This is a genomic window from Thalassobaculum sp., assembly GCF_040219215.1.
Classification (GTDB): Bacteria; Pseudomonadota; Alphaproteobacteria; order Thalassobaculales; family Thalassobaculaceae; genus Thalassobaculum_A.
This window is the reverse complement of record NZ_JAVJSX010000011.1, coordinates 19,894-34,190: the sequence shown is the minus strand read 5'-3', so window position 1 is coordinate 34,190 and position 14,297 is coordinate 19,894. Positions and strand designations below refer to the sequence as shown.

General features: G+C 60.8%; 5 protein-coding genes and 3 pseudogenes. 1 reads left to right on the top strand and 7 read right to left on the bottom strand.

From position 1 onward, the window contains the following. Positions 1-272: 272 nt before the first annotated feature. From RIC54_RS10120 to RIC54_RS10090, 7 genes and pseudogenes are all read right to left on the bottom strand, one after another. Positions 273-967, bottom strand: a pseudogene (locus tag RIC54_RS10120) (IS6 family transposase). A gap of 86 nt (positions 968-1,053) precedes the next feature. Next, a complete protein-coding gene (locus RIC54_RS10115) occupies positions 1,054-1,698 on the bottom strand; it encodes a YaeQ family protein (protein WP_350095777.1) in 645 nt (214 codons plus the stop codon). Positions 1,699-1,840: 142 nt separating this feature from the next. After that, positions 1,841-2,528, bottom strand: a pseudogene (locus tag RIC54_RS10110) (IS6 family transposase). Positions 2,529-2,809: 281 nt separating this feature from the next. Continuing rightward, the gene (locus RIC54_RS10105; RefSeq protein ID WP_350095775.1) at positions 2,810-4,867 is read right to left on the bottom strand and encodes a PAS domain-containing hybrid sensor histidine kinase/response regulator; all 2,058 of its coding nucleotides are present in this window, start codon (positions 4,865-4,867) and stop codon (positions 2,810-2,812) included. After that, the gene (locus tag RIC54_RS10100; protein ID WP_350095773.1) at positions 4,864-10,713 is read right to left on the bottom strand and encodes a HAMP domain-containing protein; all 5,850 of its coding nucleotides are present in this window, start codon (positions 10,711-10,713) and stop codon (positions 4,864-4,866) included. Before RIC54_RS10100 ends, RIC54_RS10105 begins: the two co-directional genes overlap by 4 nt. A gap of 89 nt (positions 10,714-10,802) precedes the next feature. Further along, entirely contained in the window at positions 10,803-11,234 is a 432-nt protein-coding gene (locus tag RIC54_RS10095; RefSeq protein WP_350095771.1) for a response regulator, read from the bottom strand. A 374-nt stretch (positions 11,235-11,608) separates the two neighbouring features. After that, positions 11,609-12,040 (bottom strand): annotated as a pseudogene (locus RIC54_RS10090) (IS6 family transposase); the annotation flags it as partial. A gap of 731 nt (positions 12,041-12,771) precedes the next feature. Here RIC54_RS10090 and RIC54_RS10085 point away from each other — a divergent pair. Then, positions 12,772-13,962 (top strand): radical SAM protein, encoded by a 1,191-nt coding sequence (locus RIC54_RS10085; protein ID WP_350095769.1) that lies wholly within the window; start codon positions 12,772-12,774, stop codon positions 13,960-13,962. The last annotated feature ends 335 nt before the right edge of the window (positions 13,963-14,297 follow it).

Here is a 14,297-nt window from a genome sequence, read left to right as displayed (position 1 = left end):
GATGCAGTTCACCTGCCATCGCCTTGCGCGAACGAGGACTCGAAGAACAATCCTCCCAGCCTGGTTCACGTTCGTCCAGGTACCTTCGGCCGCGTCTCAGGGCGCGGCCGCACTTTTCATTACCCCTACCACAAGATGAAACTTCTCCGGACGGCGTTTTCATGTGTGGACGGCTCCGGCACAGAGAGGTGGTCCCCATCGTTCGGACAGTTTCGCGGGCACTGTCACGAACGCGGAGTCGGCGCGGGCGGGTCCAACGGATGCCCTGACAGTCACGCCGCCGCGACCGCGGTTTGCCATTGAGCGAATGCCTCGCCCCGGAGGGTGCGAAGTGTTTGTCGGGAGATCAGATGGCGCTGGACGTTGAATGTGTTGTAGACGGCGGCGTGAGCGGAAAGGAAGCGCTGGGTCGAGCCCGGTCTCTTGAAGCCAATCCACGATCGCTCCCGTCGCCGAACGGGTTGGTGCGAATTCTCGGCGCGATTATTCAGCCGGCCGCCGGTCACGTGTCGGTCGGCCATGCCGATCTCGCGGAGCGCGGCTCCATACGACCGGAGCTTGTCAGTCACGATCGAGGTCGGAGCGAAGCGCTGCTTACGAAGCAGACCGCGGATCAGCTTCAGAGCGGCCCGCTTGTCGCGCCGCTGCTGCACAAGGATGTCCAGCACTTCGCCCTCGGCGTCGACCGCCCGCCAGAGATACATCATCCAGCCGCCGATCGAGACGAACACCTCATCCAGGTGCCAGATATCGCAAGGCCGCGGCCGGATGGTGCGGAGCCGCCGGGCGTAGGCCGGACCGTACCTGGCGCCCAGCGCCGGACCGTTTCGTAGCTTAGATCGAGGCCTCGCTCGGCCAGGAGATACTCGACGTCGCGCAGGCTGAGGCTGAAGCGCAGGTACAGCCAGACGACATGTTGGACGATCGACGGCGGATAGTGCAGGCGGGCGTATGAGATCGGCTTCATGCGCCGAGGTTACCGTCTGCGACCGGCGTCAGCCATGAGTTCGTGTAACAGTGCCCAAGTCCGGCTTTGCGGCGAGCCCGCGTGAACTACGCAGCAGTCTTCCATTTGAGCGGGGTCATATAGACGATGTGATCACCTACACTAACCATCACATCGCCGTCCTGAATATTGATTTGGAGCCTCATCGCGCGGCTTGCCAGTTTTGCCAGTTCGCCTGTGTCCTTCTCGGGAAAATTTATCACTTGAAGATTCTCAAAACGGGTGGTGTTTTTTCTGATCTTGTCCCACCAGATCTCGGCCGTCCTGCCGCCATAAGGATAGACAATCACCTTGCCGGCCTTGCCACAGGATTGACGCATCACCTTCTCGCTGGGAAGCCCTAGGGCTACCCACACATCAAGCACTCCGTTCAAGCTTTTCTGCCAAATGTCGGGCTCGTCATCTGTTGATATTCCCTTAGTCATTTCCAGATTCTCGTGGGCATTTAGCGCAAAGGCTACAATGCGCACCATCAGCCGCTCATCCGTCTCAGATGGATGCTTTGCCACGGTTAATTTATGGGTCTCATAGTAGTGACGATCCATGTCGGAGACCGAAATCTCAACTTTGTAAATGGTGGCATTCTGCGCCATGATTTGTCCCAAAGCTGCGAAGATTGCGATGCTTACAGGGTCTGGCGACCGTGTGAAAGCAGATAGAGGGGCCGCGACGGCGCTGTCACGCGAACTCATGGCTGACTCCGGTTGCGGGCGATAACCTCGACCCATGAAACCGATCTCATTCGCCTGATTGCACTATCCTCCGTCGATCGTTCAGCAAGCACTGTCAGATCTTCGTGGGCTGGGCACACGAAGCTCAGGTTCCGATCTGGGGTCACGTCGCTTTGGCCGCGGACGCCCATTGAGCAAATGCCTCGCCCCGGAGGGTGCGAATTGTTTGCCGGAAGATCAGATGGCGTTGGACGTTGAACGTATTGTAAACGGCAGGGTGTGGAGAAAGGAAACGCTGGATCGATCCCGGTTTCTTGAAGCCAACCCACGATCGTTCCCGTCAGCGTGTAGGTCGATGCGAGTTCTCGGCGCGATTGTCCAGTCGGCCGCCGGCCACGTGTCGACCGGTCATGCCGATCTCGCAGAGCTCGGCTCCATACGAACGGAGTTTGTCAGTCACGATCGCCGCCGGTGTGAAGCCCTGCTTCCGGAGGAGGCGGCGCATCAATTTCAGTGCAACTCGCTTGTCGCGCCGGTGCTGAACCAGAACGTCCAACACCTCGCCCTCGGCGTTCACTGCTCGCCATAGGTAGATCATTCGGTTGCCGATCGAGACGAACACCTTGTCCAGATGCCAAGTATCGCGGGGTCACGGCCGCATGCTACGGAGCCGACAGGCGTAGGTCGGAGCGAACCTGGCAACCCAACACCGCACCGTTTCGTAGCTCAGATCGAGCCCCCCGCTCGGCCACGAGATCCTCAACGTCGCGCAGGTTGAGGCAAAATCGCAGGTACAGCCAGACGGCAGGCTGGGCGATCGATGGCGGATAGTGCAGGCAGGCGTATGAGATCGGGGTTCACGACGCGAGGTCACTGGCCGCAATCGCCGTCAGCCATGAGTTCCTGTGGCATCACCCCGTCCCGCCTTCGCTCATTGATCGTTCGCCGCCGCAGTAGCCCTGGGTCTGGTCGCCAGATCCTGAGAGAATCATCCCGAGTTTGCATCTGCCACCGCTGTCGTATTGAAGCACCCTATCTCGGTGTCCACGGAACCGGTCGCAGGACACCATGCCTTCCTGCCTACGCCATGCTGGCCGGTTGAAATGAGCCGGTTCAACCGCGCGCCGTGACGTCAACCGATGGCGTCGTGAACAGCCTGAGCGAGTTCGTAGTCCCGATATGGCTTGCGAAGGAACAGCTCAGCAACATCGTCGCTGACTTTTTCGACGATATCGCCGTCGTATCCGGACGTGAAGAGAATGCGCAGATCCGGTCGGCGCTGCTTGGCCTCGCGCGCAAGCTGGTATCCGTTTGATGAACCCGGCATAACGATGTCGGTAAACAAAAGCCGAACGCCGCGTTCTTGCTCCAACGCAGCCAGAGCCGCGTCGGCGCTGTCCGCCTCAATGATCCGATATCCGAGTTCGCGCAGCATCGCGACGGCATTTTGCCGGACGGAACGCTCATCCTCGACAACCAGCACGAGATCGCTGTCCCGTGCCCTGGGCAGTTCGACCTTTCGTGCGAGACTGGCCGGCTGAACGGCTGGTTGAAGTTTGGCGCCTCGGTCGCGCGGCAGATATATGCAGACGGTCGTCCCTTTGCCTAGTTCGCTCTCGATGGCGAGGTCGCCGCCCGACTGTGTGACGAACCCATGAATTGTACTGAGGCCAAGTCCTGTCCCGCGGCCGGTTTCCTTGGTCGTGTAGAAGGCCTCGCACGCGCGCGCCAGGACCTCGGGCGTCATCCCGCTGCCGGTGTCCGATACTTCGAGGATGACATAGTCACCGTTCGGCAAGTCGGGCCGGTTGTTCGATGAGGCTTCGTCGATCCGTGCATTGGCGGTCCGGATTGTGACACGTCCTCCGTCGTGCATGGCGTCGCGCGAGTTGACCAGGAGGTTCAGCAACGACGATTCAATCTGACCGGGGTCGCTGTGGACGGACCACAGGTTGGCTGCGAGCTTTTTGCGGATTTCGACTCGGTCACCGAGCGTACGGGCAACCAGGTCGGAGAGGCTGCCGATCAAAGCATTCAGATCGATCGTCCGAGGCGTGAAACTCTCCCGTCGAGCAAAACCAAGGAGGCGCTGCGTCAGATCGCGGCAATGCAGCGCGCCTTGAAGGGCCTGATCGACTCGCCGTGCCGTCTTCGGATCCAACCCCTTGGTCCGCTGCATACCATCCAGATTGCCGATGACAACAGTGAGCATGTTGTTGAAATCATGGGCGATGCCTCCGGTGAGCTTACCGATGGTCTCGATCTTCTGCGAATGCATCAACTGCTGCTCGAGCATCCGTCGATCATGCACGTCGAACATCGTACCAAAGACCCGCGGGTTGTCCGAATCGCCGGACGAAACCACCACGCCCTGATCGAGGAAGTATCGATACTCATCATCGGCCCGACGCCAGCGATACTCGACTGAATAGCTGTCGCCCGCTTGCAACTCCGTCAGGATCTTGCTCGCATCGGCCCAATCGTCGCTGTGGACGCGTTCGGACCAAAGCGCGGGCTCGGTCGCAAAGTCGAGGGCGCTGTACCCCAGCAGTCGCGCTGTGCTTTCGTCGTGCAGGAAGGTGCGGGTCGCCTGACCGTTGTCGACCTCGGCTTCGTAGACGGCGATCGGCAGGGAGCGTATGACCATAGCTTCGCGCTTCTCGGTCACCCGCAGCCGTCGCTCCGCCGCCATGTGTTCACCGCGGATCCGCAGGTTCTCCTCGTACAACCGTTTTTCCAACTCAGCCTTGCGCCTGATCTCCTCGGCTTGCCGATAGAGATCAATGAATACCGAAACCTTGGCGCGCAGGATCACCGGCTCAACCGGTTTGAACACATAGTCTACTGCGCCCTCCGAGTATCCTCGGAACACCTGCGCCTCGTCCTTGTCGTACGCGGTCAGGAAAATAAGGGGGATATGTCTGGATTTTTCGCGCTGCCGAATGATTGCGGCGGTCTCATACCCGTCCATGTCGGGCATCCGGACGTCCATGAGAATCGTGCAGAAATCGAGCAGCAGGATTTGCCTCAGGGCTTCTCTTCCCGATCGCGCGAAGACGATCTCCGCGCCAAGTCCGGACAGCACCTCGGAGATCGCCATCAGGTTCGCGGGCTCGTCGTCAACCAGCAATACTGCTGGCGGAACTGACCGGTCGGAGCCTCGGCCTATTGCTTCTGTCGCGGTGCTCATTGTCGGCCCCGCTGGTCTGGCGCGACAGGAGTGTCGGCGACTTTTTCCACGCTGTCTTGTGTGCGATAGAGCCAGGTGCGTATCGTTGAGATGAGCTGTTCGGGGTCCACAGGCTTTGAGAGGTAGTCCGACGCGCCGGCATCCAGGCATTTCTTACGGTCGTCGGTCATGGCCTTGGCGGTTACGGCAATCAGCGGAAGGCGTCCGACGGCGCCTCCGAGAGCGCGGATCCGCCGGATGGTCTCATAGCCATCGATCTCCGGCATCATGATGTCGACCAGCACAATGTCGAGGTCCTCGGTTTTGCGCACCAGTTCAATGCCGCTGCGGCCATCTTCGGCATGCAGGACGGAGACCTGGTGCCGTTCAAGGACGCTGGTCAGAGAGAAGATGTTGCGGATGTCATCGTCGATGATCACGACGCGTGCGCCGGCAAGCGCCGCGTCGGCACGGGAAGCACGCTCCACCGCATTTTGGCCTTCGGCCGGGAGCACTGATGTCGGCAGGTGCAACCATACAGCGGCTTCGTCCACCAGGGCATCGTGATCGGTGACGACCCGGCGGGTGACCCAAGGCATCGGCTGACGAAGTGTTGCAGCACTCTTTTCGGACAACTTGTCGGGGACGTAGACGAGGACCGGCAGGTTCTCTGGCAGGTCGGCGTTCTTCAGTTCTCCAAGGAGTTTGATGGCCTGCGCAGGCGCGGTCGTCAGGTCGAGCACCACGCAGTCAAACGCTGCCGCCTCCAGCGCCTGCAAGGCAGATCCTCGCTTTGCGGTCTGGACTGTAACTCCTGGCGGTCCGCCAAGCAGGTCTCCAAGGCCGAGATCTCCACTGCTGCCCACCACCAGGAGCCGCCGATCGGGCCGGGCAACAAAGTCGCGCAGCCGTCGGAACGATGCGGCGAGTATCTCGCGTTCGGCCGGCTTGCTGGTAAATCCGAACGCGGTCATGTCGAGGCCCCGCCGACGGTGTTCGGGTGCGGAAATGATGTGGACTGGGATGTGGCGCGTCGCGTCCTCGTGCTTGAGTCGGTCGAGCAACGCCCACCCATCCATGTCCGGCAGGTCGAGGTCGAACGAGACCGCATCGATCCGCAACTCGCGAGCCATCGCCAACGCGTCACGGCCGCGGCTGGCAACAACACCCTTCATCCCAGCGCTTCGAACGATATCGAGCAGCAGGTTCGCATACTCAACATCCTCTTCGACGATCAGCATGGCGGGTACGGAGCCGTCCAGCTGCCGACGGTCGTCGGTTGCAGAGCGTGGCCTCGCTGTTCCCGGGAGTGCGGACGCTACGATGTTGTCGGACACGGTCTGCCCGGCAGCAATGGCAGGCTTGTCTTGTGGCTCCACCACTTCTGTATCCATCGGAAGATACAGGGTGAAACTGCTGCCTCGCCCAGGGGTGCTGTCGACCTTGATCTCGGCGCCGAGCAGCTTCGCGATTTCCCGGCAGATTGACAGGCCGAGACCGGTACCGCCGTACTTGCGGCTGGTAGAGCCATCCCCCTGTTGAAATGCCTCGAAGATGATCTTCTGGTGGTCCTCGGAGACGCCGATGCCGGTATCGGTGATCGTGAACCCGATTACGTGGTTGGCAACCGTAAGCACAGGATGATCACGGCTCCAGCCTGTGGTCACGATACGAACCTTGATCGCAACTCCGCCGGTTTCGGTAAATTTGAAAGCGTTCGATAGCAGGTTGAACAACACCTGCTGAAGGCGCATTGCGTCAGTGTAGATCTGTGGTGGCAGGGATTTGTGGAAATCGATGACGAAACTGAGCTTCTTCTCTGTCGCAACGGGCGTGAACGTCCGCCTCAGGTGTTCTTCCAGCAGGTCGAACCGCATCTCGCGGATCTCCACACCCATGGCACCGGATTCGATTTTCGACAGATCGAGAATTTCATTGATGAGCGACAGCAGATCGTTGCCTGACGAATAGACAGTGTGGGCGAACTCGACCTGTTTGTCGGACAGGTTGCCGTCGGAGTTGTCGGCAAGAAGCTTGGACAACACCAGCATGCTGTTCAGCGGCGTGCGCAATTCGTGGGACATGTTGGCGAGGAACTCGGACTTGTACCGGGATGTCAGCGCCAACTGCTCGGCTTTCTCCTCCACCGCCTGCTTGGCCCGTTCGACCTCCATGTTGGTCGCTTCGACTTGCCGCTTTTCGACCGCGAGCAGTTGAGCCTTCTCCTGCAACTCGTCGTTCTTGGCGCGCAGTTCCTCGCGTTGGGTCTTCAGCAACTCCTCCGACTGGCGCAGGGTCGTTGCCTGCTGTTCCAACCGGTCGTTGGTGTTTCGCAGTTCCTCCTGCTGGCTCTGCAACTCGGTGGTCAGCCGCTGCGACTGCTTGAGCAGGTCCTCGGTACGCATGTTGGTGGCGATCGTGTTGAGGACGATGCCGATGCTTTCCATCAACTGGTCGAGGAACGACAGGTGCGTTTCGTTGAAGCGATTGAACGATGCGAGTTCCAGCACCGCCTGGACGTCCCCTTCGAACAGCACCGGGAGCACGACGACATTCAGTGGAGTGGCTTCTCCGAGGCCAGAGTTGATCTGAACGTAGTTTGTCGGCACGTCGGTCAGCAGGATGCGTTGCTTCTCGAACGCGCACTGTCCTACCAACCCTTCGCGCAGGTGGTAGCGGTTGGAGAGCGATTTCCGCTCCTTGTAGGCGTAGCTCGCCAGGAGCTCGAGGACCGTTTCCTCCTGCTCGTCCTTCTCTTCCTCAAGACGCGCCATATAGAAGACGCCCTGCTGTGCACCAACCAGCGGCGCGAGTTCGGAGAGCACCAGGTTCGAGACCATCACCAGATCCCGCTCGCCTTGCAGGCGGCGGGTGAACCGGGCCAGATTTGTCTTCAGCCAGTCCTGTTCGGTGTTCTTGAGGGTCGTGTCCTCAAGGTTCCGGATCATCTCGTTGATGTTGTCCTTAAGAGCGGCGACTTCGCCTGACGCTTCGACCGTAATCGACCGTGTCAGGTCGCCGGTCGTGACCGCTGTTGCAACCTCGGCGATCGCGCGCACCTGGGTGGTAAGGTTGGCCGCCAACTGGTTGACGTTGTCGGTGAGATCGCGCCACAAGCCCGCGGCGCCCGGCACCCTTGCCTGACCCCCGAGCTTACCCTCGATACCCACTTCACGGGCCACGTTGGTGACCTGATCGCCGAAGGTCGCCAGCGTCACGATCATGCCGTTGATGGTGCCGGCCAACGCGGCGATCTCGCCCTTGGCGTCGACGGTCAACTTGCCGGTGAGATCGCCCTTGGCGACGGCGGTGACGACGTCCGCGATGCCGCGCACCTGGTTCGTTAGGTTGGTCGCCATCATGTTCACGTTGTCGGTCAGATCCTTCCAGGTCCCGGCGACACCCTTCACCTCGGCCTGGCCGCCCAGCTTGCCCTCGGTACCGACCTCGCGGGCCACACGGGTCACTTCCGAGGCGAACGAGTTGAGCTGATCCACCATGGTGTTGATGGTGTCCTTGAGCTCAAGGATCTCTCCTTGGACGTCGACGGTGATCTTCTTCGACAGGTCGCCGCGGGCGACCGCGGTTGTTACCTCAGCGATGTTTCGGACCTGACTGGTCAGGTTGGTTGCCATCGCGTTCACGTTGTCGGTCAGGTCCTTCCAGGTCCCGGCAACACCCTTCACTTCGGCCTGACCGCCCAGTTCACCCTCGGTGCCGACCTCGCGGGCCACGCGCGACACTTCCGACGCGAAGGAACTGAGCTGATCCACCATGGTGTTGATGGTGTCCTTGAGCTCGAGGATCTCACCCTTCACGTCGACGGTGATCTTCTTCGACAGGTCGCCGTTGGCGACCGCGGTCGTGACCTCGGCGATGTTGCGGACCTGACCGGTCAGGTTGGTCGCCATCGCGTTCACGTTGTCGGTCAAATCCTTCCAGGTGCCGGCGACACCTCCAACGGCGGCCTGGCCGCCGAGCTTGCCGTCGGTTCCGACCTCGCGGGCCACGCGCGACACTTCGGAAGCGAAGGAACTGAGCTGATCCACCATGGTGTTGATGGTGTCCTTGAGCTCAAGGATCTCACCCTTCACGTCGACGGTGATCTTCTTCGACAGGTCGCCGCGGGCGACCGCGGTTGTGACTTCGGCAATGTTTCGGACCTGACTGGTCAGGTTGGTCGCCATCGCGTTCACGTTGTCGGTCAGATCCTTCCAGGTGCCGGCGACACCTCCAACGGCGGCCTGGCCGCCGAGCTTGCCGTCGGTTCCGACCTCGCGGGCCACGCGCGACACTTCCGAGGCGAACGAGCTGAGCTGATCCACCATGGTGTTGATGGTGTCTTTCAGCTCGAGGATCTCGCCCTTCACGTCCACCGTGATCTTTTTCGACAGATCGCCGTTGGCGACAGCGGTTGTGACCTCGGCGATGTTTCGGACCTGACCGGTCAGGTTGGTCGCCATCGCGTTCACGTTGTCGGTCAAATCCTTCCAGGTGCCGGCGACACCCTCGACGGCAGCCTGGCCGCCCAGCTTGCCCTCGGTACCGACCTCGCGGGCCACGCGCGACACTTCCGAGGCGAACGAACTGAGCTGATCCACCATGGTGTTGATGGTGTCCTTGAGCTCAAGGATCTCGCCCTTCACGTCGACGGTGATCTTCTTCGACAGGTCGCCGTTGGCGACGGCGGTCGTGACCTCAGCGATGTTTCGGACCTGACCGGTCAGGTTGGTCGCCATCGCGTTCACGTTGTCGGTCAGGTCCTTCCAGGTGCCGGCGACACCCTTCACCTCGGCCTGGCCGCCCAACTCGCCCTCGGTGCCGACTTCGCGGGCCACGCGCGACACTTCGGAAGCGAAGGAACTGAGCTGATCCACCATGGTGTTGATGGTGTCTTTCAGCTCGAGGATCTCGCCCTTGACGTCGACGGTGATCTTCTTCGACAGGTCGCCGTTGGCGACCGCGGTTGTAACCTCAGCGATGTTGCGGACCTGACTGGTCAGGTTGGTCGCCATCATGTTCACGTTATCGGTCAGATCCTTCCAGGTTCCGGCCACGCCCCCGACGGCGGCCTGGCCACCCAGTTTGCCCTCGGTGCCGACTTCGCGGGCCACACGAGTCACTTCCGAGGCGAACGAGCTGAGCTGGTCCACCATGGTGTTGATGGTGTCTTTCAGCTCGAGGATCTCGCCCTTGACGTCGACGGTGATCTTCTTCGACAGGTCGCCGTTGGCGACCGCGGTTGTAACCTCGGCGATGTTGCGGACCTGACCGGTCAGGTTGGTCGCCATCAGATTGACGTTGTCGGTCAGGTCCTTCCACGTCCCGGCCACGCCCTGCACGTCGGCCTGGCCGCCCAGCTTGCCCTCGGTGCCGACCTCGCGGGCCACCCGCGACACTTCCGAGGCGAATGACCCGAGCTGGCCCACCATGGTGTTGACGATCTTGCCGATGCGCAGGAACTCGCCGCGAAGCGGCCGGCCGTCAATATCGAGGATCATCGCTTGGGAAAGGTCGCCCTTGGCGACAGCGCCAATCACACGCGCGACCTCGGCCGTTGGGTACCCCATGTCGCTGATCAGGCTGTTGACGGCGTCGATGCAGGTTTGCCATCCACCTTTGGCATCCGACAACTTGGCGCGCTGACTGATCTTTCCTTCCTTGCCGACCGAGGTGCTGAGTCGACTGAGCTCCTTCACCAGTTCCTGGTTGAGCTCGACGACGTCATTGAATGCCTCGGCAATGTCGCCGTCCACTCCGGTGAGGTCAGTTGGCAACCGAGCCGTGAAGTCGCCTTTCCGAAATGATCGTAAAGCCTTGAGCAACTGCCGATCGGTGAGAGGCTGGTGGTCGACGACTGCGTCCATAACGGATCTCCGGGTCGGTAGGCGGAGGTTGTTCACGAATGGTTGGGTGCGTCGGCTGGCCCCTTCGACGCCAGGGTCGTGTCCTGTCGTTAGCCGTCCGGTGACGGTTCGGTCGCCGCTGACCGGGTCAGAACAGAATCCAGTGCGCTGGCGATCTCGTGCTCGGTGCAGGGTTTTGACAGAAATCCGTGCGGTCGAGCCGAGGCAGCTCGCTGTCGGGTGGCCTGATCATCCGAGCCGGACAGGAAGACCACAGCGGTGCCGAAGCGATCAGTCAACTCGCGTGCCAGGGAGACCCCGTCGCGTTTCCCGGCCAGCCCGATATCGACGAGCGCTACCGCTGGCCGATAGGTTTCGACCATCGAAACAGCTTGATCCGCTGAACGTGCAATTCCGCAGCATCTGAAACCGAGGGTGTCTAATGCGTCCTCAAGATAGAGCGCGACGAGACTCTCATCCTCGACGATGATGGCCAGAGGGCCATCGCTCCGTTGCAACTGTGGACAGGATGCATCGGACATGGGCCTTCCCTCAAAAAGTGTTCTCGGGTGGCCCGTTCGGGTTGCAAGGCGGCCTCCGCACCGATTGAAACGCGGCCCGACCCGCGTTTTGATGGATATCCCCCTCACGGTCCCGCAGCCTTCGCCGACCGATAGAGCCGACCATGTATCCCACGTGCTTGAAGGTGGGGGCGGCCATCCGCACGACGCGAAACCTCCCAAGGGACTGTCAAGTTCCAAATCTGTGACAAAGGATGCCAAGAAAAGGCGCTATCCCGCAATGCTTGCAGTGGCGTGTAGTGCCAGTTCCGTGCTCACGTCGCCGGCGCGTGTCGTCTGGCTCAGGTAGATCGCCCGGTAGTGTTGCCGCCGGAACGCTGCAGAATCTCCGTGGTCAAGGTGGCGTGAGCAGAGAGGAAGCGTTGGGTGGATTCTGGTCTCCCGCAGCCAATCCACGATCGTTCGCGTCGGCGAGTGCGCTGGTGCGAATTCTCGGCGCGATTGTTCAGTCGACCGCCTGTCACATGTCGGTCTGCTATGCCGATCTCGCGGAGCGCGGCTCCGTATAACCGGAGTTTGTCAGTCACGATCGTCGATGGAGCGAAGCCCTGCTTCCGCAGAAAGCTGCGCATCAGCTTCGCGGCAGCCCGCTTGTCGCGCCGCTGCTGCACAAGGATGTCCAGCCCTTCGCCCTCGGCGTCGACCGCGCGCCAGAGATACATAGTCCGGCCGCTGATCGAGACGAACATCTCGTTCAGGTGCCAGGTGTCGCAGGGCCGTGGTCGCATCGCGCGGAGCCTCCGGGCGTAGGCCGACCCGAAGCGCGCTCGTGTGCGGTGCGGACAGATCAGTCTTGAGCTCCGCCTTGCGGGCCTCCAGCGTGGTCAGGTGGTCCTGGATCTCCGACGAGCGCAGGCCTGCCAGCACCGCATCGACCGCGCGATCGAGGTCCTTCTGGACCCGAGCTAGTTCCTGTTCCCGTGCGGCGCGCCCGGCACCCTTGGCGGTCCACAGCCGGTTGAGCTCGGCGTTGAACTCGGTGACGAACGCCCTGACCGCGTCGGGCTGCATCAGGTTGCGGCGCAAGCCGTCAAGCACGCGCTGTTCGAGAGACGCGTCATGTTAGCTTGACCGCGTATCCACGGAACCGGCAGCAGGCCAAATCGGATGGTCGGCGGTTAAGAACGTTTCAAGTTTAGTTCGGTTGATCTAGATCAGCGATCTTGAAGCGCGAGCAGTCCAAGCTTGGCTTCGGGTTTCGCTATACCGCGTACCAAACTGCCACTTACCTGTCCCCTAAGCTGTGCTGGCGAGTCCGTGAACAATGTCGGCAAGTCTGTCACCGGACAAGGTGAACTCGTGATCGTGTGGAATTTCTCAGGTTGGGGCGTTTTCAGCAATCCGTGGTGCTGATCGGGATGCAACGGGTCCATGACATGGCCGCGCTCGGGTCAATCGTGATTGGCAAGGCTTCAGAGAGACTTATCCGCAACGCGTAGGGAATGCTGCATCGAACACACTTGAGCGCTGTCGAACTCATGCGACGCGGAGACTAGTCATGGCCGATCAGAAGGTTACTGCCATGTCGATGGCTGCTGACACGAGTGTTCAGGCCCGAGCAAACGCTCGTCGGCGCGCATTGCGCTTGTTGCCGGCACCGGAACCGTCGGCGGGGCTGGCGGCCTACCACCGAGAACTTGAGTTGGCGCTGGCTGCGTCTCCGGCCAAGAGAGCCAACTATGATCGCTACCTTGCCGCTGGACGCAGGAACGCCGAGCCAGACTACCTGCCGATCAAGCTGGATGTCGAGAACGTCAGCCGGTGCAACTTCCGCTGCACGATGTGCAGCGTCAGCGCATGGGAGCATGGCCGGCGTGCCGGCGACCTGCCGCTTGCGGCGTTCAAACGGCTGATCGACGATCAGGTCGGACTGGTGGAAATCAAGCTGCAGGGCCTGGGCGAACCGCTGATGCAGCGCGACCCGTATTTCGACATGATTCGCTATGCCCGAGCCCGTCACATCTGGGTCAGGACGACCACCAACGCCTCTCTGCTGCATCTGAAGGATAACTACCGAAAGCTGCTCGACGCCGATCCGAACGAGATCCAGGTTTCCGTGGATGGGGCGACCAAGTCGGTGTTCGAAACGATTCGACGAGGATCGGTGTTTGAACGGGTTGTCGATAATTGCCGGCTGATCAATGCGTATTGCCGGGATCGCGGCGTTACCCGCACCAAGATGTGGACAGTCGTTCAGCGTGCCAATTTTCATCAGGTAACCGACCTCGTGCGTTTGGCGGGGGATCTCGGCTTCAAGCACCTGACTTTCTCGTTGGAGTTGGTGGACTGGGGGCTCACCGAATGGCGTTCCGCAAACGACGCCGTCAGCGTTGAAGACGAACTGGATCCGGTCGCGCTGCGCCAACTGATCACCCTGGGCGATCAGCATGGTGTCGAGGTGCGGTTCTGGAGCGCCACCGAGAAATACTCGATCGACACGCCGGAATCGCTCTGTCCGTGGCCGTTTGAACGCGCCTACGTGTCCTCGGATCTTCGTGTCGTACCGTGCTGTGCAATCGGCAATCCGGACGTACATCAGATCGGTGACGCTCTTGATCCCGCCGACCCGAATGCCTTCACACGGCACTGGAATGGCGCGGACTACGCCGACTTCCGGCGAGCGCATCTGGAAGGCCGTATCCCGGAAATCTGCCAAAGCTGCTATGCAGGATCCGGCAGAGAATTGTAGATGAACATTGTTAAGGATAGCAATTATACATCGAAGTGACGAGCATACTGACTGTTCAACTGCTGAATGACTTCATATCTGCGTCCCCGGCACCGGGTTCTTGAGTCGGCTTGATCTGCTGCGCCGGCAGCTTGGCGACTTGCCCGGGATCACAAGCGTTCCAAGCTGTGGGCCGGCATCAAATAGACAGCCTCGCGGAGCTCGGCCGCCAGGATGAAGGCGGACATCGGCGCCATGATTGCCATCGTCGTCTCTCGGAGCAATTTGAGATCAAGCAAGCCGATTTGACATGGATCATACCTCGTCCGACGCGCCTTCCTGAAACTGGTCCCCAA